Origin of the sequence: Allochromatium tepidum (assembly GCF_018409545.1) — a bacterium.
GTDB classification, from domain to species: Bacteria; Pseudomonadota; Gammaproteobacteria; order Chromatiales; family Chromatiaceae; genus Thermochromatium; species Thermochromatium tepidum_A.
In genome coordinates this window covers 2,428,050-2,450,947 of the sequence record NZ_AP024563.1, presented here as the reverse complement: position 1 = coordinate 2,450,947, position 22,898 = coordinate 2,428,050, and the positions used below count along the sequence as shown (strand labels likewise).

The following is a 22,898-nucleotide window of genomic DNA, read 5'->3' as shown; positions in this document are numbered from 1 at the left end:
TTTGAGCGGGCACGGTCGCGGATGTCGCGACGAGTCGGCAGGGGCGGGGCTCGGGTGCCACGGAAAATAGGGCGAAATAGTACACCCAACACAGGGTTAGACGGTAGCCATGCCTGGATGTCGGGCGCGGGTCGAATCGGCCTGGACGTCGACGTCAAGGGCGCCGGTTGCCGTCGGCCGCCACACCGCTTGCTTTGGCACAGGTCCGGCCGGCGACCGGTGTCGAGTGTGTCCGGATGCAGGCGGATTTTACCGAGAAGGTCGAACAGGCGTTCGAGACGATGATCGAACTCACAGTCGCAGCTCAGGCCGAAGACCGGCGCGCGTCGCCAGTGTCAACAGCATGTCGAGACTGAAGTCTTCGACCTTGCCCTTGACCAGTCGGGAGACGCGCGGTTGCGTGATCCCGAGGTGGCGCGCGGCCTCGGCCTGCGTCCATCCACGCGCTTTCAACTGTTCGGCAGTGCGAAGCATCACCTCGGCCCGCAGTTTCAGCACCTCGGCTTCGGCTGGATCGAAGCCGAGGTCGGTGAACACATTGCCGCTACTCTCGATGATACGGGTGTCGAGATCCTTGGGGTCGGTGTTCGAGGCATGTGGGAGGGAAGGCGCGTGAGTGCTCATGACGATCCTCCAATCAGTGTGTAGCGTTGCGCCGCCAGATCGATATCGGCTTTGGCGGTTTTCCGGGTCTTCTTTTGGAAGGCGTGTAAAACGAAGATGGCCTCAGCAAACTTGGCGACATAGATGACCCGGAAGGCACCGTCGGCCCCTCGGTAGCGAATTTCATAGGCGCCGGCGCCGACCGTTTTCATGGGTTTGAAATCGCTTGGATCGCCACCGTACTGGATGGTCATCAGCTCGACACCCAGCGCACGCCGTACGGCGGCCGGCATCGCGCGTAGGTCGTCGAGGCTTGAGCCGATGAATTTGAGTGTCTTCATGCCGCGATGATGCTTGCATTCGCTTTTTTATACAAGTATATGAATAAAGATCCTTCTGGGCGACGAGGTGATGAAGGTGTTTCGGGTACGTGACGACCTCGCGTGATCAAGTGTTGCGTTGCTTGAATGTCCCATCGCGCTACAGGCATACTGCACAATCGTTTGTTCCGACCACATCCTCGCCCCTCGGGCGACCCTGATTACAATCATAAAACGATTGGTGCGCGATCCGATGGGAAGCAAGACTCCAAACCCTTTCAGTGTCTGTCTACTCGTCTGCATGGTGGCGTTCGCGCCCGTGCCGGCGGCTGCCGAGACGGGTGAGACCTTCGTCGTTCAACAGGCCCAGGGCACGCCCACGGTCTCGCTGGGCGGGACCGTCGTGCCCTACAAGGAGGTCACGCTCGCCGCCCAGCTCCCTGGGCGCGTGACCTTCATCGCCGGGCGCGAGGGCGACCGCTTCGAGCAGGACGAGCTGCTGGTCGCCATCGGCGACGAGGAGCTGGTCGCCAAGCGCCGCGCCCTGCTGGCACAGATGGCCGCCGCCGATGCCCAACTGCGCAATGCCGGCGTCCAGTACAACCGCGAGCTCTATTCGCCCCAGTCGCGCACCGCGCCCGGCGGCATGGGCCTGCCGAATCTGTTCGATCAGATGTTCACGCGCCCGATGGAGAGCTTCATCGGTGAGCGCAACCAGAGTGCCGAGCGCTCGGCCGATATCTTCGCCTCCGGCATCCAGATCCAGGAGGCCCAGAGCGCCATGATGCGTCTTCAGGCCGAGTTGCAGGCGCTCGACTCCAAGATCCGCGACGCGCGCGGCATCGCGCCCTTCGCCGGCGTGATCGTCAAGAAGCACGTCGAGGTCGGCGACACCGTTCAGCCGGGTCAGCCATTGCTGAACTTCGCCGACATCGAGTATCTCCAGGTCGAGGTCGACGTCCCGGCGCGACTGCGTACCGGTCTGCGTGACGGCCAGATGGTCCAGGCCGAGATCGAGCCGGGCAACCGGCGCGTCCCGGTGCGCGTGGCCCAGATCTTCCCCATGGCCGATCCGCAGCGCCACACGATCAAGATCAAGTTCGATGTGCCTCAGGGCGTCTCCGAACCCGGCATGTACGCCAAGGTGCTGGTGCCCGACGAGAGCGCCCCGGCCCGCACCAACCCCGTCATCCCGCTCACCGCCGTGCGCTACAACGGCAGTCTGCCCGGCGTCTATGTCGTCAACGAGCAGGGCGAACCCCAGTTGCGCCTGATCCGCGTCGGCGAGGAATTGAGCGGCGGCTTCGTCTCCGTGCTGAGCGGACTGCGTGCCGGCGAGCGCGTGCTGGCCAATCCGGGGCCGCAGATCAGCGCGGGCTGGGCCAAGGGCGCCACGCCGGATCGTTGAAGCGGATCTGAACTCCACTAACCTCTGGATCTTGGATCGCACATGAATCAAGAGCTCGACCCACCGATGGACGCCAAGGCGCCGCATGCGATGAACGCCGAGCATCTGGGCATCGCCGGACGCACGGCCCGTTTCTTCATCCGCTCGCCGCTCTCGCCGCTGTTCTATGCCGCCATGCTGATGATGGGCCTGCTCGGCCTGATCATGACGCCGCGGCAGGAAGACCCGCAGATCTCGGTGCCCATGATCGACATCCTGGTGCAGTATCCGGGCGCCTCGGCGCAGCAGGTGGCCAATCTGGCCGTCCAGCCGCTCGAACGCCTGATGAGCGAGATCCCCGGCATCAAGCATGTCTACTCGGCCTCGCAGCGCGGCGAGGGCCTGGTGACGGTCGAGTTCGACGTCGGCGAGGACATGGGACCGTCGCTGGTCAAGGTGAACGACAAGCTCGCCTCCAACATGGACAAGATCCCGCCCGGCGTGCTGCCGCCGCTGGTGCGCAGCAAGGGCATCGACGACGTGCCCATCGTCACCCTGACACTGTGGTCGAAGGATCTGGACGGCGACGGTTCGGCCGATGTCGATGACGCCCAGTTGCGTCTGCTGGCGCAGGACGTGCTCCAGGCGCTCAAGCAGGTCAAGAACACCGGCAACGCCTTCATCGTCGGCGGACGGCGCGAACAGGTCACGGTCAACGTCTGGCCCGAGCGGCTGTCGGGCTATCGCATCAGTCTCGATCAGGTCGCCCAGACGCTCAAGAGCGCCAACGCCGAGGCCGTCGCCGGCGGGGTCGAGACCGGCGGGGCGCGCTTCTCGGTGACGACCGGCGCCTTCCTGACCGGCGTCGAGGACATCAAGCGGCTGGTGGTCGGCACCTACAACGATCTGCCGGTCTACATGCACGACATCGCCGACGTCCGGCTCGGACCCGAGGAGGACGCCTCGCAACTGGTGAGCTATTACACGGGTCCGGCCGCCGAGATCGAGGAACGCGCCGACGGCCGCCCGGCGGTCACGCTCGCCATCGCCAAGAAGGAGCTGACCAACGGCGTGACCGTGGCCAACGCCATCATCGACAAGGTCGAGGAACTGCGCGGCTTGCGCATCCCCGACAACGTCGAGGTCAGCATCACCCGCAACTATGGCGAGACCGCCAACGACAAGGTCAACGAGCTGATCTTCAAGCTCGTGGTGGCCACCTTCTTCGTCTTCGTGCTGGTGCTGGTCGCCTTCCGCGCCCTGCGTCCGGCGATCGTGGTCATGCTGGTCATTCCGGTCGTGCTGTTCATGACCGTGTTCACCGCCTGGATCTGGGGTATGACCATCGACCGGGTGAGTCTGTTCGCGCTCATCTTTTCGATCGGCATCCTGGTCGACGACGCCATCGTGGTGGTCGAGAATATCTACCGGCGCTGGCTGGAGCAGGGCCGCACGGATGACGCGACGGCCATCGACGCCGTGCGCGAGGTCGGCAATCCGACCATCCTGGCCACCTTCACCGTCATCGCCGCGCTGCTGCCGATGGGCTTCGTCAGCGGCATGATGGGACCGTACATGGCGCCGATCCCCAAGCTCGGCTCGGTGGCCATGTTCATCTCGCTGTTCGCGGCCTTCGTGTTCACGCCCTATCTGGCCATCTCCAAGTGGCTGCGTCCGACGATGAGCTATCTGCGCGCGGCCGAGAAGCGTGAGCACAAGGGTTCGGAGCGGCTGGAGCGTTTCTTCCGGCGCGTGCTCACGCCGCTGATGGAGAGTCCGCGCAAGCGCTCGCTGTTCCGGCTGACGCTCTGGGGCATCTTCCTCTTCACCTGCTCGTTCTTCTATTTCAACTGGGTGGCGGTCAAGATGATGCCGCTCGACAACAAGCCCGAGTTCTCGGTGGTGATCGACCTGCCCGAGGGCACGGCGCTGCCGGTGACGGCCAATCTGGCCCATCGCATGGCCGAGGAGGTCCGTAAGATCGAGGAAGTCACGGCGGTGCAGCTCTATGCCGGCACCTCGCGGCCCTTCGACTTCAACGGCATGGTGCGTCACTACTATCTGCGCTCCGAGCCCTGGCAGGCCGAGTTGCAGGTCCAGCTCAAGCACAAGACCGAGCGTGAGCGCAGCAGTCACCAGATCGCAGTTGCGGCGCGCGAGATGCTCGAACGCCTCAAGGAGGACACGGGCGCGCGCATCGCCGTGGTCGAGATGCCGCCCGGACCGCCGGTGCTGCAATCCGTGGTCGCCGAGATCTATGGTCCCTCGCCCGAGACGCGCCGCCAGTTCGCGCGCGACCTGACCGCGATCTTCGAGCAGGCCGAGAGCACGCGCGACGTCGACAACTATCTGCGCGATCCCTTCGACTACTGGCGCTTCAACGTCGACACCGAGAAGGCGATCCGGCGCGGGATCTCGGTCGAGACCATCAACCGCAATCTGTCGATGGCGCTCGGCGGCACGCCCCTGGGCGACATCAAGCAGCAGTCGGGCCGTCAGAGCGGGCATGAGCCGATCCGGATCCTGCTCCAGGTGCCGCTGGCGGAGCGCTCGCAGATCCAGCGCCTCGGCGATCTGCCGATCCAGTCGACCTTCGGCTACACCGTGCCCCTGAGCGAGCTGGGCGAGTTCCAGCGCGCCGTCGAGGACGACATCATCTATCACAAGGATCTGCGCCCGGTCGAATACGTGGTCTCGGATGTCGGCGGGCGTCTGGCCGCTCCGGTCTATGCCATGTTCCAGATCCAGGATCTGATGGCCGAGACCAACTACACGGCCCCGGACGGCAGCCGTCCGGCCGGGATCGCCGGCTTCGGCGACGCCTTCTACTGGCTCGGCCCACCGCCGGACGACAGCCGGCTGGCCTGGGAGTGGGGCGGCGAGTGGACCGTCACCTACGAGACCTTCCGCGACATGGGCGCGGCCTTCATGGTCGCCTTGGTGCTGATCTATATCCTGGTGGTGTGGGAGTTCGGCAACTTCCGCATCCCGCTGGTGATCATGGCGCCGATTCCGCTGACCCTGCTCGGCATCATCCCGGCCCATGCCGTGATGTTCGCCCTGGGGCAGGGCGGTGAGTTCACCGCGACCTCGATGATCGGCTGGATCGCGCTCGCCGGTATCATCGTGCGCAACTCGATCCTGCTGGTCGATTTCGCGGTGCACGAGATCCGGAAGGGCGTGCCCGTGGCCGAGGCCATGATCCGTTCGTGCAAGATCCGCACGCGCCCGATCCTGATCACGGCCCTGGCGCTGGTGGCCGGGTCGAGCGTCATCATCACCGACCCGATCTTCCAGGGCATGGCGATCTCACTGCTCTCGGGTGTGCTGGTGTCGACGCTGCTGACGCTGATCGTCATCCCGCTCGGCTGTGTGGCCGCGAAGGAGGATATGTGCAAGGTCGCGGCGGCCTCCATGCCGGCCGGGGTTGCGATCCCGTGCCTGATGGAGCGCGAAGATCGGACGACGGGTTCCGTGCGTTCGACGCCCAGGAAGACGACCGCCAAGCCACGCGGGCTGATCGGGCGTCTGTGGGGCGGGCTGATCGAGGCGCTGGTGCTCGTCTTCTACGCGATCCGCGGCATCTTTCTGCTGCTCGGCGAGGTCTTCAAGGGTTTGATGGGCAAGAAACCCAAGCCGGCGCCGCGTCCTCCGGTCGCAACGAGGGTTCGGGGTTCGGCTGTCTCGACGCCGTCCGCCGAGTCCTCGGACGATTCGACGTCCGCTGAGACATCGGCGAACGCGACGGATGCCGCGACGCCGGGTCCGGAGACCGAGACCCCGGCCGAGACGCCGCGCAAAAAGACGACGACCAAGCGCGCGACCAAGCCCAAATCGACCACGGGCGAAGCCAAGAAGACTGCCGCGACACCGCGTAAGACGACCAGACGCGGGATTCGCCTGAAGGATGATTCGCCACCCGACTCGAATTGAGCCGTGCCGCCGGGCGTGTCCCTGCAGGGACACGCCCGGCGTATATGAGTCGACGGGCGTTGATTCCGGAACGATTTAAGTATTCAATTCAGACAATTCAAACCACGTCTCTGCTGGACGTTCGTTGCAATGGCCAAGCGCCGGCCGTTTCAGAGCGATGCGTTTCGAGCCAAGAGTGCTGTTTGATGGGTGGTGCCATCATGTATTGGCTCATGTTGCTCGTGGGGATCGCGGCGCCGATCATGGTATCGGCCCAGTCTCGATTCCAGGAGCCGGAACCCGACTACGCTCAAGGTTACGAGCAGCCCTATTCCGAGCGCACGGAATGGCCCCGGATGGATCCTGGACAGCGGCTGTCGCCCGCGACGGAGGCCGGCACCCGGCCGGAATATCGCTTTCGCGGTGATCCGCCGCCGTCGGCGGGTGGAACCCAAGTCACCGAGCCGGACTCGGAACTCAGATTCCGACCACTCACGCCCAGAGAGCGCGAGCGTCAGGGGCCGACCACGCGCTGGCGTCCCACGGACGAGGAACGTCGCGGCGATCCACCCGAGCGCTCGACACTGTTCGATACCCTGGCGCCGGGTGCACCACCGCCAGGCCCCTGGTGGCCGCGCTGAGCGATGCGCACGAACCGAATCGAGGGATCGAGACCCAGCGATCGGTATGATCTGGAACCATTGATGAGATGAGAGGGGAACGATAACGATGAGACTCCATAAGCAAGCGCACTGGGCGGTCCTCGGCGGTCTGCTTCTGACGGCTTCGGTTCAGGCCGAGATCGCCGGTGTCCAGTTCTCGGCGGACATGGTCAGTCGCGGACCCGACGGCCAGACGACCACGGGCAAGATGTATGTCGGCGCCAATCGGATGCGGGTCGAGATGTCCCACCAGGGCCAGGAGATGATTCGCATCCACGATCAGAACCGGCAGATGGAATGGATGCTCCTGCCCGATCGCAAGGCCTACATGGAACGCTCGGCGCCGATGGGCGGCGCGGCCCCCGGATCGATGCCGACACCCTCGGCCGAGACCAATCCCTGTCAGGGCATCGAGGGTTTGACCTGCACCCGCGTCGGTGAGGAGGACGTCGCCGGGCGACATGCGATCAAGTGGGAGATGTCGATGACGCACGAGGGTCAGACCCTGACCGGCGCCCAGTGGCTCGACGTCGAGCGCGGCCTGCCGCTCAAGTACCAGATGCCCGACGGTCAATCCATGGAACTGCGGATGCTCGGCACCGAGTCGATCGCCGGGCGTGCGGTCGAGAAGTGGGAGATGACGACCACAGTGCCCAATGAGCCGCCGGTTCAGTCCCTGCAATGGTACGACCCCGAGTTGAAACTCGCGGTGCGCGAAGAGTTTCCGGGCGGCTTCGTGCGTGAGCTGACCAATATCCGGATCGGCCCGCAACCCGAAGCGCTCTTCAGCGTCCCGGACGGCTACTCCAAGATGGAGCCTCCGCCAGCACCGCGTTGACCCGGTGCGCGGCAAGCCCCGCCGTTCAGGGCGGGGAAGGATAGCGCGGACGGCGTAGCCGTCCTTGGTTTTTGCTTTGTGCGACAAAAACGCAGTGCCGTCCATGTCTAATCTCTTTGCCATCGCTCATAGACCAAAAAGATAATTCCAACCATGCAACGTCTCCAAGCCTACAAGTACGAACTGCGGCCCAACGGCGACCAGGCGCGCAACCTGCGCCGCTTCGCGGGGGCGTGCCGCTTCGTCTACAACCGGGCGCTGGCGTTGCAGAAGGCGCGTTACGAGCAAGGCGAATCGAGGCTTGGCTATGCCGGGTTGTGCAAGCTACTGACCGAGTGGCGCAACGGCGCGGAAACGGTGTGGCTCTCCGATGCACCCGTCCATCCCTTGCAACAGGCGCTCAAGGATTTGGAGCGGGCCTACAGCAACTTTTTCGCCAAGCGGGCCGACTTCCCGCGCTTCAAGAAGAAAGGCCGGTCGGACAGCTTCCGCTATCCCGACCCGAAACAGATCAAGCTCGACCAAGCCAACAGCCGCCTGTTCCTACCCAAACTCGGCCGGCTGCGCTACCGCAACAGCCGCGAGGTGCTCGGCACGGTGAAGAACGTCACCGTCAGCCGGTCTTGCGGCAAATGGTTCGTGTCGATCCAGACTGAGCGTGAGGTTGAACAACCGTTGCCGAAAGGCGGCGCGGTCGGCATCGATATGGGTGTGGCACGCTTTGCCACGCTGTCAGACGGCACGTTCTATGCGCCGCTCAACAGCTTCAAGCGGCATGAAACGCGCTTGCGCCGTGCGCAGCAGGCGATGAGCCGCAAGGTCAAGTTCAGCAACAACTGGAAGAAGGCCAAAGCCCGCGTCCGGAAGATTCATTCCCGCATCGGCAATGCCCGCCGCGACTACCTGCACAAGTGCTCCACCACGATCAGCCAAAACCACGCGATGGTGTGTATCGAGGACTTGCAGGTGAGGAATATGTCGAAGTCGGCGGCAGGCACAGCAGAGGCGCCGGGAAGAAACGTTCGGGCCAAATCCGGCCTGAACAAGTCCATCCTCGATCAGGGTTGGTTCGAGTTTCGCCGTCAACTGGACTACAAGTTGGCGTGGAGCGGCGGCCATCTCATTGCCGTACCACCGCAGAACACGAGCCGCACCTGTCCCTGTTGCGGCTATATGTCGGCGGAGAATCGCCGAACACAAGCCCGGTTCGAGTGCGTGGAATGCGGTTTCGAGGAAAACGCCGATGTGGTCGGCGCGATCAACGTTCTAAGGGCGGGACACGCCCGGTTAGCCTGTGAAGCGAGCGGTGCGGTAAGGCCGCCGGCCGCAGGAACCCACCGAAGCGACTCGGGGGTGGCTCAATGCCGCGCCTGAGCGCCGTAGGAATCTCCGGCCTTCAGGCCGGGGAGGATGTCAAACACCGAACCGACGGCACAGGGTGCGAACGCCTCACCGAACGCGCCCTGTTCCGGTCCACCGCGAACATCGCGCCTAGTCGTTCTGGATTACGAGCACCATGATCACGATCGTTGGAAGTCTGAAGGGCGGATCGGGCAAGAGCACGCTGACCTTCAACCTCGCCGTCTGGCTCGTCATGGCCGAGGCCAGCGTGGTTCTCGTCGACGCCGACCCCCAGGCCACGCTGGCCGATGTGGTCGAGGTGCGCGGCGAAGAGGGCTTCAAGCCCAGGATCGAGGTCTTCGACAAGGACGCCTTGACCGAGTCGCGTCTGCGCGAGGCCGACGAGACGCTGATCGACGTCGGCACCTCGGACATGGAGAGCCTGCGCCGGGCGCTCGCCATCTGCGATCGGGTCGTGGTCCCCGTGCCGCCCTCACAGGCCGACATCTGGTCGACCCAGCGCTTCATCCAGATGATCCGGACGGTCGAACGCGAGACCCCGCCCGAGATCATCGGCTTCATCAATCGCGGCGACACCCATCACGCCGTGCAGGAGACCAACGAGACGGCCGCCGCGCTCGTCTCACTGCCCGGACTGCGCTTCATCAAGCCACGGCTCTCGCAGCGCACGGTCTTCCGGCGCTCCTTCAGCGAGGGCCTGGCGGTCTTCGAGCTGGAGCCGCGCGGCAAGGGCGCGCGCGAGTTCATGAGTCTGACGGCGGCGCTCTATCCGCGTCTCGTCGGTTGATGTGTGTACCGACCACTGGCCAGGCTGAGAATCCATCATGCGGGACAACGAGACTCCAGGCGACAGTCGCAGCACGGAGATCCGGGCCGAGGCGCTTGGCCCCGAGGCTTCCGAGACTCAGGTCAACGCCTATGCGATCGACCGCCTGTCGCAGGCCTTCGAGACCAGCGCCAAGCGCTGGGAGCTCATCGTCTATCCCTCGCTGTTCGCCTTCATCATCCTGGCCGCCTATGGGTTCTATCTGGTCTTCAGTCTGGCCAAGGACGTGCACTATCTGGCCATCAGCGTCGACACCAACATGACGGTGATGGCGAGCAACATGCAGTCGATGTCGGACAACGTCGCCCAGATGAGCCGCAACGTGCGCGTCATGACGGCGAGCGTCGAGTCCATGGCGCAGGACGTCGACACCCTCCAGCCCATGCTGGCCAGCATCCAGGAGATGGATCGCTCGATGCGCGTCATGACCCAGTCGACCGCCGCCATGGGGCGTGACATGGCGGTGATGAATCAGAGCATCAGCCGGCCGATGCAGTTCATAAACGGGTTCATGCCCTGGTAGTCGGACCCGGACGAAACCAAACGACCCCGAGTATCTACGACAATGGGCGTCTGAGCATCGCCGATCCGATCAGCACCTTCGCCGGGACGCTGTCGGCACAGGTCGAATCGGGGCTGCAACCCTATTCGCAACAGGCGCGCGACCACATCGGACTGGATCTGCGTCCCGAGATGGCCTTCGTCGGCGCCGCTGGGACGGTGGATGCGGCCATGATCCGGCGCCTGCTCGACCAAGGCGTCTGGTCGTCGCAGTCCAATGCCGGCTCACTCAAGGAACAGGCGCCGCGCCCCATGCCGCAAAGTCGCCGGTTGCTGTCGAACCGACTGGACAACGAATCCAATTCGCTGCTCAAGAGCCGCTTGATGAAACCCAAGCGCGCCCAGTCCGCGGACGCATCGCAACAGCCTCTATCCAGGCGCTCCACCTCCGGGCTCTCGATGCGCCGCCCCTGAGCCGACCGGCTCAGGTCTGGACCTCGAGCGTGGTCGAGGGGCGCTGGAGGAAGTTCCCCTGCACATAGTCGACGCCCGCTGTCCAGAGCACGGTCAGGGCGCGCGCGTCCTCGACGCCGGTGACGACGCTCTTGACGTTGAACTCACGCGCCAGTGTCGCGAGCTGCAGGAGGCGCTGCTGTTTGGCGCCGTCGTCGGCCAGTCCCTGCGCCAACGCCGGACGGATGAGCACGAAATCGAGCGCGAGCACCTGGAGCAGCATCTCCGGGCGCTCGGTGGCGCCGAACTGGTTGATGGCCACACGGCACTTGATCTTGTGCAGCGTCTCGACCAGCTTGCTGATGCTGGCCAGGTTGCCGACGACGATGTCCTCCTGGAACTGGATCGTCAACCAGTTGCCGCGCACGTCGAACTCACGCAGACAGTCGCAGATCCAGAGCACGATGTTCGGATTGCGCAGGGTGTCCTCGGACAGGGTGATGAACAGACTCAGGCCCTGACCCGCGCGCCGCTGCCGGCCGATGACCTCGATGGCCGAACGGATGGTCCACTTGTCGAGTTCCTCGATCAGACCGCGACGGATCGCCGTGCCGATGAAATCCTTGGCCTCGAGCAGGTTCTCGTCCTCGTCGAACAGCCGCAGCAGGACGCTATAGTTCTCCTGGCTGTCGCCCATGAGGCTGATGATGGGCTGATAGACCAGCTTGAGCTGATCGTTGCGCAGCGCGTACTCGATCTTGCGCGCGATCGCCGCTTCCTCGTCCTCGGCGGGGGCGGTCTCGCGCTCGCCCGCCGCGCCGTCGCTCGCATAACGATGGCCGATACAGAGCCGGTATGCGGCGTTGATGATGTCCTCGGGCGCCGAGGCCCGATCGCTCACCAGGAAATAGCCGATCTGACAATCGGGCACCGTGGCGTCCTGCACGGCCGCGCGCGCGGGCAGGCGCGCCTGGGCGGTCAGTTCGGCGGCCAGGGCCTGGGCGCCGAGTTCGTCGAGTCCGTCGACGACGAGTCCGAATCCGTCCTCGCTCACGCGCGACAGGAAGCCGCGCCCGCCGACGATGCCGCTCAGGGTGTCACTGAACTCGTCGAGCAGTTCGAGCCCGATCGACAGTCCCATGTCGTGCATCACATCGGCGATCTTGGCGACGCGAATGAAGAAGATGGCGAAGGGGCGGGTGACGAGGCGCTGTTCGTCGATGTGGGACTCGATCTCGGTGATCAGGGCCTTCAGTCCGGCGGGCGGCGGGGCCATGTCCGCGCGGGCGGCGGCGACCGCGCAGGTGGGCGTCGTCTCGATCGGCTGGAGGATCAGGCGCAGACAGGGTTCGCCCTCGAACTCGCTCGGCGAGGCGAGCAGGCGTGCCTCGAAGCGTGTCGCGTCGGGACGCAGACAGCCGACATCGAGCAGCGTGACGGTCTCTGGGGCGGATGAATCACTCGACTTGAGCAGGTCACGAATCGCGGCGTGATGCTCGGGTGCGAAGAGATCGAGCAGGGGCGTGGCCAGCACGTCCTCGGTCGAGACCTGCCCGAAGAGTCGGGCATAGGCCGGGTTGACCTCGATGTGCAGACCATCCTGCACGAAGGCCACACCGGCGCGCGTGACCTCCGTGAGTCGCAGGGCGCTCTGTTCGCACTGACGCAGACGGGCTTTCAGACCCTCGGCCGCGCGTCTGGCCTTCAGGTCGGCCAGCTCGCGCGCCACGCTCAGCCGCAGATGCTCGGGGTCGGCGCGGCGCACGATGTCGCGCGCACCGGCACGCCTTGCCCTGGCCGCCTCCGTCTCCCACTGGTCCGGATCGGCGAGCAGGATCAGGGGGACATCCGTCTTCAGGCGCTTGTAGGCCGTCAGAACCTTGTCGACCTCCACGTCTCGGTCATAGCCACAGCAGAGGATGAGATCGCAACCGCGCTCGGCGATCACCTTGTCGAGGTGCTCGGCGCCGGGGATCGAGAGGCTGCGCTCGGCCAGCCGCGCCTCGCGGAGCGTCGCCATCAATCGCTCGGCCTCACTGGTCTCGGATGTGATGATGAGCAGCGTCGGTTGTTGACTGTGCGTAGGCATACGGGTGTCGTTCGAGTCGGGTCCATCGCTGAGGGTCGATTATCGGTCTTCCCGGCCACAAAGGGAAAGCTCCGGATGCGCTTTATTCGAGCGGCTGCTTGGCGGGCGCGCCCGGGATCTCGCGGACCAGACGCGGCACCAGATAGCCGGGCAGGCGGGCGCGCATCCCATCCAGCAGGCGTTTGGCCTCGGCGTCGCCGACCTGGAAATGGGCGCTGCCGGCGACCGGATCCAGTCCATGCAGATAATAGGGCAACACGCCGCACGCGAAGAGTCGTTCGCTCAACGCGGCCAGGATCTCGACCCGATCGTTCACGCCGCGCAGCAGGACGCTCTGGTTGAGCAGGGTGACACCTGTGGTGCGCCAGTCGCGCAGGGCCGAGCGCACCGAGTCGTCCAGTTCATGCGGATGATTGGCATGGATCACCAGGAGGCTCGTCAGCCGACCGCTGGTCAGGCGGGTCGCCAGTCGCGTGGTCAGACGCGCGGGCGACACGACCGCCAGACGGCTGTGCAGGCGCAGACGCTCGAGGTGGCCGATGTGCTCCAGCCCCTGGATCAGGGCGTCGAGTCGGTCGTCGTCGAGCATCAGCGGGTCGCCGCCGCTCAGGATCACCTCGGTCAGGCTGGGGTCGCGGGCGATCTCGTCCAGGGCGCGCTCCAGACGCGACTGGATCGGTCCCAGATCCCGGTAGGGGAAATGGCGACGAAAACAGTAACGACAATGGACGGCGCAGGCGCCCGTCACCATCAGCAGTGCCCGTCCCGCGTACTTCACCAGCAGTCCGGGGGCGCGTTCGGCCGCGGCGTCTCCGACCGGATCGGCGACATAGCCGGCGACCGGTTGGCGTTCGGCGGTCAGCGGCAGCACCTGGCGCAACAGCGGATCCTCGGGATCGCCGGGGTGCATGCGTTCGGCGAAGGTGCGTGGAACGCGCAGACCGAAGGACTCGGGTTCATCGTCCAGATCCGGTATCCGGGTGCGATCCAGTTCCAGAAAGGCGAGCAGGTCATCGACCCGAGTGAAGGCATCGAGCCGTTCGCGCCGCCACGCCGGTGGTTGCGCGCTGTGTTGTTTGCAGTTCATGCGGTTTGCCAGAGCAGACCCAGGCTGACATCGTCGCCGCTACCGAGTCTGGAGGCTTCGTTCAGCCATTCGGTGAGATGGGGTTGCACGGCCGGCTCGCCGCCGTCGCGCAGCAGTGTCCCATAGTTGCGCGCGGCGTCCTTATTCGGCAGGCACGAGCACTCATGGGCCGCGCCGCGCACGCTGGCGGTGAGTGTCCGCCAGTTCAGTAGGGGCATGTCGATCTCCTGATCGGGGATTGGATGAAAACATGGCGCTGAAACAGGTCCGACGGTCGGCGGTTCTCAGGCCCGCACCACACGAATCCGGGCCGCCCCTGCGGGCTGGTCGTTTCGGCACTGCGCGTGCGCTCGCGGATCGGCGGCTGTCCGCGCCGCCGTTGATGACCCGATGCAGAAAGGCCATGAGCACCAGATGCGGGGCGATCTCGTGATAGGGCGCGCTCTTGAGCAGGGGTTCGCCGTGTTGACGCCAGAAAGCAAGAAAGCGTCGAGCAGTGCATCCGGGTTCAGCGAGCGCTCGTTTTACCGGTCTGACGCGGGGCATGGAGCGGAAAGTATTTCCTGATTATTAACATAGCTCAGCCGGTAGGCCTCGTCGACCTCGATGACGCCGCTGAGCGGCGTTTGATCGTCGCGCTCTTTCATGACCTGCAACAGTTTCCGGCAAACTCAAGCCTTTCTGAAACTGACTTGTGTTCCGAGGCATCTGTGGTCTCCGGTGGGTGGCATCTACTTGGAGTGTAGGCCGGAAGAGACGACTCGGCTGAGATTCGTAACTAATCAGGTCGGGTCAAGTGTGTCGCCGAATGCTCGGTCACAGTCGACATGCATCCATTCGCACCTCAAATAGCCTAAAATCTCCCAAACATCGTCGAACCGGCGCAAAAATGCCAGATTACCCAAAAACCCTTCAACACACCCCGATCGCCGGCGTCGACGAAGCCGGGCGCGGCCCGCTCGCCGGTCCGGTGTGCGCGGCGGCGGTCATCCTCGATCCCGCGCGTCCGATCGCCGGCATCGGCGATTCCAAGAAACTCAGCCCCGCGCGCCGCGAGCGTCTGGAGCCGCTGATCCGCGAGCAGGCGCTCGCTTGGTCGGTCGCCTGGGCCGGCACCGAGGAGATCGACCGACTCAACATCCTGCAAGCAACCATGCTTGCAATGCGCCGTGCGGTCGAATCGCTCCGGATCCGCCCGAGCAAGGTGCTGATCGACGGCAACCGCTGCCCGGAGCTGGACATCGCCGCCGAGGCCGTCATCGGCGGTGACGGCTCGGTGCCGGTCATCGGTGCAGCCTCCATCCTGGCCAAGGTCGCACGCGACCGCTTCATGGTCGAACTGGACGCCGAGTGCCCCGGCTATGGCTTCGCCAAGCACAAGGGCTATCCAACCCGCGAGCATCTCGAAGCGCTCGCGCGGCTCGGCCCCTGTCGCCGGCATCGGCTCAGCTTCGCACCGCTGTCCAAAGCGCATTCGTCGGCGCACTGAACAGGGCACAGTGCCTGGGAGCGAGGCTTCGCGGTCGGCAGTCCGCCCGCCATGCATCCCACTCAATGACGCGAAGACCGTCCCGGCAAAGCGAGCAGGAAGCGTCCCGCGTTGGCGAGCTGGCGGCGCAACAGCGTCCAGTTCTCATCGCGCCGTCGCGCCACCTGACACCGCAGCAACCGTGCACGCTGGGCGCGATCCATCTGCTCCAGGAGCGCCGTCCAGAGCGTATCCTCGACGTTGTAGACCCGCCCCTCGGCCAGACAGACGGGGATGACATTGGCGATGGGCACCTCGAGATCGGCCGCCAGAGCGGTGATCGCCGCCTGGATGCTCATGGCCTTGAGATTGGCTGTGTCGGTGAGGTCATAGGGCGGCTGCCACTCGCGCAGCGGACGCAATTGATCGATATGCGTGACCACGACCAATAGCGGCGGGGGACGCCGGTCGACCCGGGCCGCCATGGCCGTGCGCAGGGCTTGCAACGTCTGGCGCTCGGACTGGCGATCCGGCCGGTGCGCGGCGCTCACCCAGAGGATGAGATCGGCCATGTTGGCCGCGTCGTGCAGGGTCTTGTAGCCCAGCCGGTCGGCGCCCGGTGAGTCCAGGATCAGCGCCTGATCGACCCCGTCACGCTCCAGCCTGTAGGGCGTGAGCGCCCGCGTGGTGTCCGGCAGGATGTCGACCGCCGCGCGCGGGTGGCCGAAGAGCGCGTTGATGAGGCTGGACTTGCCGGTGTTCGAGCGTCCGAGCACCAGCAAACGCAGGGGCTCCTGTTCCAGATTCTCATGGGGCGCACGCTCGACCTCGACGGCGCGTTCCAGATCGCGCCGCGAATCCTGGGTCAGCCGCTCGACCGGCTCGGCGTCGTTCAGCGGCAGACGCCCGCTGTAGAGTTCGATGGCATAGCGCCCGATCTGACGCACGTATTCCTGGAGCAGCCAGCGATAGAGATCCTCGCGCGCCGCCGCGAAACCGCGCCGGCGCAGTTGCCCCAAGGCTTCGTTGAGCAGGGCGCCGACCGGATTGAGGACCAGATGACCGGCACGGTAGAGACTCAGCACCCGCTCGGCGAACCCGCGCCAGCGATAGGCGCGCGCCAGGGTGCCGACGGTCAGACGATGACTCAGCGGAACATGGTCGGTGATGCGGCGGCGCAGATCGCGGCTCGCGCGCTCGACGATCATCAGGGCATGCGGGACGCGCAGTTCGAGCAGGGGGTTCTCGACCTCGGGATGGAAATGCCCCGCGACCCGCTCCAGGGTGCGCAGGGCGAGCACCCCGAGCCGCATCTCCTCGTCGAGCGGCCAGTCGGCCGGATCGACCGACTCGGCCCAGTCCTCGACCAGGCTCCAGGCCGCCTCGGCGGAGGGCGGCCAGGCCGGGTCCGGCCCCGAGTGTTCCAGATCGAGCGCCAGGCGCTCGCGTCGTCTGAGCCGGGCCTGCAGGCCGAATCCGAGCAGTCCGAAGACGATGATGGTCCCGAACCAGTAGAGCGCCGCGTCGTGCTGATGCAGCCAGACGAATCCCAGCGGCAGGAGCACGACGAAGGGGACCAGCCACAGCAGGAGCGCGACCAGCCACCAGGGATCGATCCGGTTCATCGCCGCGCCTCCACCGAAGGCCGGATCAGGCATGACCGTTTGGGCATGGATTCCGACTCCCCTCCCCTGTCATCGAGTCTGTGCGAACGGCGCCCCTCAGCGTGAGTCGCGCAACAACCGGGCGCCCTGGGTGATCTGATCGGCGAACACGCGCCGCAGTGCACGCGCCTCCGTGCTCAGCCCGAGATTGCGCCGACGCAGATAATAGGCCGCCGCCTTGCCGAGCGCGAAGGTCGTCGCGCCACTGGCGCTCGCCCCCCAGACAGCGCCCAGCGTCTGCCCGAGATAGGGGACCAGCTTGATCAGGGTTCGGCCCGCCATCCGCGTCCCATAGGCGATCCCGACGCCGGTCCCCAGAAGACCCAGGAATTCGAGGATGGTTCGACGATCCCAGGTCTGCGCATGGAGGGCGGCCAGACTCTGGAGCATCTTGGCCTGGATCGCGGGCACACCGGCCAGGTCGACCACGGGCAAGGCCCCGACCCCGGCGGCGGCCAGCGCATAGCCGACGATATGCGGATGCGCCGCTCGCTCGAACAGATCCAGAACATCAGGATCGCGCCCGAGCAGGTGGCGCAGCGGCAGGGTGGACAGGGTGTCGATTGCCTCCCACAGCGCTTCCAGACCATAGTCGGCGGGCGCGTAACCATCCTCCGGCAGCGTGAGATCCACCGGAACCCAGCGCACCGGGGCGCGACCGGGGAGATCACCCGCCCGGTCACGCTGCGCCCTGAGCGCGCGCGTCAGATCGGGCGGCAGACTCGCCGGCCAGGGTTCGGTTCCGAACGGATAGGGTTGCGGATGCTCGAAGTCGGACGGATAGCCTTCGTGCAGCGTGGTCTGGGCGATCACCAGCGGCCATTCCGGATGACGCCGGCGCACCGCGCGCACCACCTCCAGCACCGCCTCCTGATCGAGATCGCCGGCCTTCATGACCACCAGCAGCAGATGGGCCAGTGACTCGCCGAAGCGGATGTCCTCTTCCGGATCATAGTCGACCTCGCCCAGGCCGCGCGTGTCCAGGAAGCGGACCACGGGCGCCTCGGCCGGAAAATCATAGATCCGCGAGCTTCGGGTGCAGGGCTGGAAGCCGTTGCCGATCTCCGCCGCCGGACTTCCGGTCAGGGCACGGATGATCGAGGTCTTACCCGACTGGGTCTTGCCGATGAGCCAGATCAGGGGCAGGGGCAGGCGCTCGCGCGCCGAGGCGAGCGTCGACTCCAGCGCGCCGTCGTCCACGCGCGGATTCAGCAGTGCCTCGGTCAGTCGTCGCCGGCGCCCCGTCTTCGCCATATCGCCTCCGTTCGGATCAGAAGACCTTGACGAGTTCCAGACCGATCAGGTGCGCATCCATGCTGTAGTCGCCGGCGAGCGCGGTCGAGCCGTTGAGATCGCCGCCCGTATAGGGCCGGACGCCGCGATAGTCGCGATCCACGGCGCGAACGTACATATAGGCCGCTTCCAGCGACAACCCATACCCGAGCGACTGGGCCAGCCCCAGACCGAAGAGATGACGGTCGTTGTCCGGCACGCGGGCGCTGAAGTGATCGTCGTCCTGGCCGGTCTCGTCGTAGGTGTAGCCGAAACACAGTCCGGTCCGGTCGTTGAGTTGGTAGGTCGCGCCGAGCCGATAGGCATTGGCATCCATTCCGCGCCTTCGCTGTCGCGGCGACCGCTTGCCGTGTCCACGCTGAAGTTGGGGCCGACGAAATAGGTACCGAGCGCCAGGCTGGAGCCGTCATGGAAGCCCATGGCGGCCGGATTGTAGGCAAAGGCGCCGCGTTCGTCCGGGTTGGCGACCAGGGCATTGGACAGGCCGATGCCGGCGGTCGAGGCTTCCGGCAGCATGAAGCCGGACGCCTCGACCGTCGGAGCACCAAGCACGCTCGCGGCCAGACACAGGGTCAGCGAGCGAGTGATCGGGTTGTTGGGCATGAATCCGTGGTCCTCGGTGAGATCTCATGGGTCGACGACGGCTCGTGCATGAACACGATTCGACGCACCCTCGAAGCCCGTCGACGGGCGCCGGACACTCTAGGCGATACACGGCGGTAAATCCATCCCCGGCCGCGCCCGGATGGCGTCGAAGTCGGCGCGGCAAGCGGATACAGGCGCCGGACCGGCGTCTACCGACACGGCCGTCGACTGTGATATAAGCGCTCTCTATTTGGATCGGCCATCACCGAGATGAATCCGAACGCGATCTCCGCCGACGAGCGGCGCCTGCTCAAACGTCTGCGTGCCCTGGGGTCTGCCGAGCGCGAGACCCTGCTCGCCTTCGCCGACTTCCTGGTCGAGCGCGCCGAGCCGCGTCCGCGCGAACCCGCCGTCGCGCGCGAGCCTCGTCCTTCGCCAAGACCCGAGCAGGAGAGCGTGGTCGGCGCCATCAAACGTCTCTCACACAGCTATGACATGCTCGAGCGCGATGTCTTGTTGCACGAGATATCCGCCCTGATGTCGGCGCATGTGCTCCAGGGTCGTTCGGCGACCGAGGTCATCGACGAACTGGAGGCGCTCTTCAAGCGCCATTATCGTGATTATCGTGCCAGGATCGCGGCACAGGACTGAAGACACTCACTCTAGCGTATGAACATCATCGCGCGCTGGTTCAAGCGCAATCTCTCCAATCCGCAGATTGTCTTTCTCGCCCTCCTGCTGTCGGCCGTCTTCGCGGTCGTGCTCTTCCTGGGCGACATGCTCAAGCCTGTGCTCGCCAGCATCGTCATCGCCTATCTGCTGGAGGGCGCGGTCGGCGCGTTCCAGCGACGCGGAATGCCGCGCCTGCCGAGCGTGCTGGTGGTCTATCTGCTCTTCATCACCTTCGTGGCCACGATCCTGGTCGGCATCATGCCGCTGCTGTCGCGCCAGATCCGGGATCTGGTGCAGCAACTTCCCAACATGGTCCTCGAGGGCACGCGCTTCCTGATGGATCTGCCCGAGCACTATCCGGAACTGGTCACTCAGGCCCAGGTCTCCGAACTGATCCTCTACATGCGCGCCGAGGCCGTGACCTTCGGGCAGCAGGTGCTGTCCTGGTCGCTGGCCAATGTCGCCGGTGTCATCACCATCCTGGTCTATCTGATCCTGATGCCGATCCTGGTGTTCTTCTTCATGAAGGACAAGGATCTCATCCTCGGCTGGTTCCGGCAGTACCTGCCCGATCATCACGGGATCGCCGGGCACGTCTGGCGCGATGTGGATCGCCAGATCTCCAACTACATCCGCGGCAAGGTTTGGGAGATCCTGATCGTCTGGGGAGTGAGCTTCTTCACCTTCGTCGCCTTCGGACTGAAGTACGCGATGCTGCTGTCGCTGCTGGTCGGACTCTCGGTCATCATTCCCTATATCGGCGCGACGATCGTCACCGTGCCCGTGTTGCTGGTGGCCTGGTTCCAGTGGGGCTGGTCGCCGCAATTCGCCTGGCTGGCCCTGGCCTATGCCATCATCCAGGCGCTCGACGGCAACGTGCTGGTGCCGCTGATCTTCTCGGAAGTGGTCAACCTGCATCCGGTGGCCATCATCGTCGCCATCCTGGTCTTCGGCGGACTCTGGGGGTTCTGGGGCGTCTTTTTCGCCATCCCGCTCGCGACCCTGGTGCAGGCCATCATGACCGCCTGGCCGCAGACGATCCTGGAAGAACCGTCACCCTGAACCGTCACCGAACGGTCAAATCCGCCCGCTATACTCGTCCGACCAGCGTCCAAAAGCGGTTTCAACGAGATGGAAGCGATGCGACTCTTGATCGAAAAGAAACGCGAAGCCCTGCGCGCGGGCCTGCTGTCGATGGCCGATCAGGTCGCCAACGGCCTGCATCGCTCGCTGGAGGCGTTGCGCAATCAGGATTCGGCCCTGTGCCGCGCGATCATCGCCGACGATGCCGTCATCAACCGGGAACGGCGCGCACTGGAGCAGCAGGCCCTGGTGGTGCCGGCCTCGCACCAGCCGGCCGGTCGCGATCTGCGCCTGATCGGTGCCACGCTGGAGATGATCACCGAGCTGGAGCGCATCGCCGATCACGCCGCCGACGTCGCGCGCATCCTGCTCAGGGCCCCCGCCTTGCCGCTCCCCGTCGAACCCGCCAAACGCATCGGGATCATGGGCGACATCGCGCTCGCGATGTTCACGCAGGTCATGGCCGTCTATGCCGAGAACGGCTCCGCCGATCGGGCGCGCGCCGCCGTGGCGCGCGAGAGCGAGGTCGATGCCCTGGAAGAGACCGCCGTGCGCGACGTCATCGCCTGGCTGTGCGACCAGCAGGCCTCCTCGTGCCTGCTCGGGATGCAGTTGCTCCGGATCGCCCACCACTACGAGCGCGTCGCCGACCGCGCCATCAACATCGCCGAGCGTCTCGTCTATATCGAGACGGGTGAGACGCCCGAACTCAACTGAGTCTCCGGCTCAGTTCCTCGGCGATGCTCAAGGCTCCGGGACAGTCGGTGCCCGGACATCGCGAAAACTCTCGATCAATTCGATGATCTGCTCGCGCCGGAACGGCTTGGTGACGAAGCCGTCGGCGCCGGATTCGCGCGCCCGTTCCTCGTCGATCTTCTGGGTGGCGGCGGTGAAGATGATGACCGGCCTGTCGCGCTTATGGCTGTTGCGCTTGAGCGCCCGGCAGACGTCGTAGCCCGAGATGCCGGGCATCCAGGCGTCCAGCAACACCAGATGCGGCCGGCAGCCGATGGCCTCCTTCTGGACCGCGTTGGGCTGATCGAAGCCGAGAAGCGCTCGAACAGCTTGCCGATGTCCTCGGCCTTGATGCCGATCCCCGTGTCCCTGACTTCGAGATGGACCCAGTCCGGCTCATTCATCGGGCCCGACTCTCTTGGGTGTCGGCGGCCGGTTCGACGCGCCACGCGGGTTGTAACGACGGCCTGATGGACTCACCGGCTCCGGTTTGGCGACGAGATACCACCAGACGGCACTCGCGAGCGCGCCGAGTCCGAGCAGACGCTGCATGAGTGCCGCCTGCGCATAGCCTCCATCGTCGAAGAGCAGGCTGAAGGCCGCCAGAACGGCCAGGGCCACGAAGGTCAGATGTACGCCCAAGCGGGTCGCCGGCCCCGGCCAGCGCGCGGCGAGCCGTCCACCGACCCAGGCCGCGAGTGCGCCCAGCGTCAGGCCGGCGATCACATCGATCGGCCAGTGCACGCCCACGGCCACCCGGCTCGCCCCCACCAGGAGCGCGATCAGCAGCAGGAGCACGCGCCACTCGATCCAGCGCGTGTGCAGGATGAGTACGCCGCAGAAGACGGCGGCGGTGACGCTGTGTCCGGATGGAAAGCTCACCCGCTCGCGTGCCGGCCCGATGAGGTTGAAGGTATCCGCCGCCAGCACGGCCGGCGGTCGGTCGGCGTCGACGAGTTCCTTCAGCCCGCGGCCGGCGGCGATCGCGATCAGTGCCGCCAGGATCAGGGTCCAGAACAGCCGCGGCCGGCGCAGCGAGAAGAAGAGTGTCAGCGCGAATACCGTGCGCTCATCACCCAGCGCCGTGAGACAGGCCCAGATCCAGCCCGGATACTCGGCGGCCAGGGCGTTGAGCCGCAGGAAGCCGGCGTGATAGCCGCAGATCAGATAGAGACCGAGTCCAAGGATCGCCCCGACCCCGAACCAGCGCCGCAGCCAGCGCTCGCCGCCGGCCGGGGCGATCGGCGCATGACCCGCGCCCAGGTTCAGGCGTTCACGCCACAACGCGGGCAGGTCGGAGCGATTCGCCCAGTGGATACCTCGACCGATGAGAGGATTCAGGCGTTTGGACATAGGTT

The 22,898-nt window shown here is 65.5% G+C and carries 22 protein-coding genes and 2 pseudogenes; 12 read left to right on the top strand and 12 right to left on the bottom strand.

Annotation, left to right across the window (positions count from 1 at the left end; all coding sequences use genetic code 11):
- Positions 1-291: 291 nt before the first annotated feature.
- Together Atep_RS11825 and Atep_RS11820 are read right to left on the bottom strand one after the other, a co-directional pair.
- Positions 292-624 (bottom strand): helix-turn-helix domain-containing protein, encoded by a 333-nt coding sequence (locus tag Atep_RS11825; RefSeq protein WP_213378704.1) that lies wholly within the window; start codon positions 622-624, stop codon positions 292-294.
- On the bottom strand, positions 621-944 hold the full coding sequence (locus Atep_RS11820) for a type II toxin-antitoxin system RelE/ParE family toxin (protein WP_213378703.1): 324 nt from the start codon (positions 942-944) through the stop codon (positions 621-623). Before Atep_RS11820 ends, Atep_RS11825 begins: the two co-directional genes overlap by 4 nt.
- Positions 945-1,224: 280 nt before the next feature.
- Here Atep_RS11820 and Atep_RS11815 point away from each other — a divergent pair, with 280 nt between their 5' ends.
- The 8 genes from Atep_RS11815 to Atep_RS11780 all read left to right on the top strand — a co-directional run bounded on the left by Atep_RS11815 (position 1,225) and on the right by Atep_RS11780 (position 10,885).
- Complete coding sequence (locus Atep_RS11815) at positions 1,225-2,331, top strand: efflux RND transporter periplasmic adaptor subunit (RefSeq protein WP_213381634.1); 1,107 nt, start codon at positions 1,225-1,227, stop codon at positions 2,329-2,331.
- Between the two features lie 42 nt (positions 2,332-2,373).
- Positions 2,374-6,243: an efflux RND transporter permease subunit gene (locus tag Atep_RS11810; RefSeq protein ID WP_236786174.1), complete on the top strand. Its 3,870-nt coding sequence runs from the start codon at positions 2,374-2,376 to the stop codon at positions 6,241-6,243.
- A 185-nt stretch (positions 6,244-6,428) separates the two neighbouring features.
- Entirely contained in the window at positions 6,429-6,863 is a 435-nt protein-coding gene (locus Atep_RS11805) for a hypothetical protein (protein ID WP_213378702.1), read from the top strand.
- Positions 6,864-6,951: 88 nt separating this feature from the next.
- A complete protein-coding gene (locus Atep_RS11800; protein ID WP_213378701.1) occupies positions 6,952-7,722 on the top strand; it encodes a hypothetical protein in 771 nt (256 codons plus the stop codon).
- 153 nt (positions 7,723-7,875) lie between these two features.
- On the top strand, positions 7,876-9,096 hold the full coding sequence (locus Atep_RS11795) for an RNA-guided endonuclease InsQ/TnpB family protein (protein ID WP_213378700.1): 1,221 nt from the start codon (positions 7,876-7,878) through the stop codon (positions 9,094-9,096).
- 142 nt (positions 9,097-9,238) lie between these two features.
- Positions 9,239-9,871, top strand: coding sequence for a ParA family protein (locus tag Atep_RS11790; protein WP_213378699.1), 633 nt, complete (start codon positions 9,239-9,241; stop codon positions 9,869-9,871).
- 37 nt (positions 9,872-9,908) lie between these two features.
- Positions 9,909-10,433, top strand: a complete 525-nt coding sequence (locus Atep_RS11785; protein WP_213378698.1) for a DUF948 domain-containing protein — start codon at positions 9,909-9,911, stop codon at positions 10,431-10,433.
- A gap of 170 nt (positions 10,434-10,603) precedes the next feature.
- Positions 10,604-10,885, top strand: coding sequence for a hypothetical protein (locus Atep_RS11780; protein WP_213378697.1), 282 nt, complete (start codon positions 10,604-10,606; stop codon positions 10,883-10,885).
- Between the two features lie 10 nt (positions 10,886-10,895).
- Here Atep_RS11780 and Atep_RS11775 read toward each other — a convergent pair whose 3' ends face one another.
- The 3 genes from Atep_RS11775 to Atep_RS11765 form a co-directional block, all read right to left on the bottom strand.
- On the bottom strand, positions 10,896-12,953 hold the full coding sequence (locus Atep_RS11775) for an EAL domain-containing protein (RefSeq protein WP_213378696.1): 2,058 nt from the start codon (positions 12,951-12,953) through the stop codon (positions 10,896-10,898).
- An 82-nt stretch (positions 12,954-13,035) separates the two neighbouring features.
- On the bottom strand, positions 13,036-14,040 hold the full coding sequence (gene epmB / locus Atep_RS11770) for an EF-P beta-lysylation protein EpmB (protein WP_213378695.1): 1,005 nt from the start codon (positions 14,038-14,040) through the stop codon (positions 13,036-13,038).
- Positions 14,037-14,258 (bottom strand): hypothetical protein, encoded by a 222-nt coding sequence (locus tag Atep_RS11765; protein ID WP_213378694.1) that lies wholly within the window; start codon positions 14,256-14,258, stop codon positions 14,037-14,039. The genes epmB and Atep_RS11765 overlap by 4 nt, the downstream gene beginning before the upstream one ends.
- Positions 14,259-14,929: 671 nt before the next feature.
- Between Atep_RS11765 and rnhB the strand changes: the two genes are divergently transcribed.
- Positions 14,930-15,529 (top strand): ribonuclease HII, encoded by a 600-nt coding sequence (gene rnhB / locus Atep_RS11760; RefSeq protein WP_213378693.1) that lies wholly within the window; start codon positions 14,930-14,932, stop codon positions 15,527-15,529.
- Between the two features lie 62 nt (positions 15,530-15,591).
- Here the strand turns inward: rnhB and Atep_RS11755 are convergent, their stop codons facing one another.
- The 4 genes and pseudogenes from Atep_RS11755 to Atep_RS16720 form a co-directional block, all read right to left on the bottom strand.
- Complete coding sequence (locus tag Atep_RS11755) at positions 15,592-17,133, bottom strand: GTPase family protein (protein ID WP_213378692.1); 1,542 nt, start codon at positions 17,131-17,133, stop codon at positions 15,592-15,594.
- 96 nt (positions 17,134-17,229) lie between these two features.
- Positions 17,230-18,426 carry a YcjF family protein gene (locus Atep_RS11750; RefSeq protein WP_213378691.1) on the bottom strand — a complete coding sequence of 399 codons (1,197 nt, stop codon included), beginning with the start codon at positions 18,424-18,426 and terminating at the stop codon, positions 17,230-17,232.
- 16 nt (positions 18,427-18,442) lie between these two features.
- Complete coding sequence (locus tag Atep_RS16725) at positions 18,443-18,781, bottom strand: OmpP1/FadL family transporter (protein WP_236786172.1); 339 nt, start codon at positions 18,779-18,781, stop codon at positions 18,443-18,445.
- A 71-nt stretch (positions 18,782-18,852) separates the two neighbouring features.
- Positions 18,853-18,981 (bottom strand): annotated as a pseudogene (locus tag Atep_RS16720) (OmpP1/FadL family transporter); the annotation flags it as partial.
- Between the two features lie 339 nt (positions 18,982-19,320).
- Between Atep_RS16720 and Atep_RS11740 the strand changes: the two are divergent.
- The 3 genes from Atep_RS11740 (at position 19,321) to phoU (ending at position 21,522) form a co-directional block, all read left to right on the top strand.
- Positions 19,321-19,701, top strand: coding sequence for a hypothetical protein (locus Atep_RS11740; RefSeq protein WP_213378690.1), 381 nt, complete (start codon positions 19,321-19,323; stop codon positions 19,699-19,701).
- Between the two features lie 18 nt (positions 19,702-19,719).
- A complete protein-coding gene (locus Atep_RS11735; protein ID WP_213378689.1) occupies positions 19,720-20,784 on the top strand; it encodes an AI-2E family transporter in 1,065 nt (354 codons plus the stop codon).
- Between the two features lie 78 nt (positions 20,785-20,862).
- A complete protein-coding gene (gene phoU, locus Atep_RS11730; protein ID WP_213378688.1) occupies positions 20,863-21,522 on the top strand; it encodes a phosphate signaling complex protein PhoU in 660 nt (219 codons plus the stop codon).
- Between the two features lie 27 nt (positions 21,523-21,549).
- Here the strand turns inward: phoU and Atep_RS11725 are convergent, their stop codons facing one another.
- The 3 genes and pseudogenes from Atep_RS11725 to Atep_RS11720 form a co-directional block, all read right to left on the bottom strand.
- Positions 21,550-21,798, bottom strand: a complete 249-nt coding sequence (locus Atep_RS11725) for a response regulator (RefSeq protein ID WP_419467494.1) — start codon at positions 21,796-21,798, stop codon at positions 21,550-21,552.
- 50 nt (positions 21,799-21,848) lie between these two features.
- Positions 21,849-21,944, bottom strand: a pseudogene (locus Atep_RS17170) (ATP-binding protein); the annotation flags it as partial.
- Entirely contained in the window at positions 21,937-22,893 is a 957-nt protein-coding gene (locus Atep_RS11720) for a phosphatase PAP2 family protein (RefSeq protein WP_213378687.1), read from the bottom strand. The pseudogene Atep_RS17170 and the gene Atep_RS11720, both read right to left, overlap by 8 nt.
- Positions 22,894-22,898: the final 5 nt, after the last annotated feature.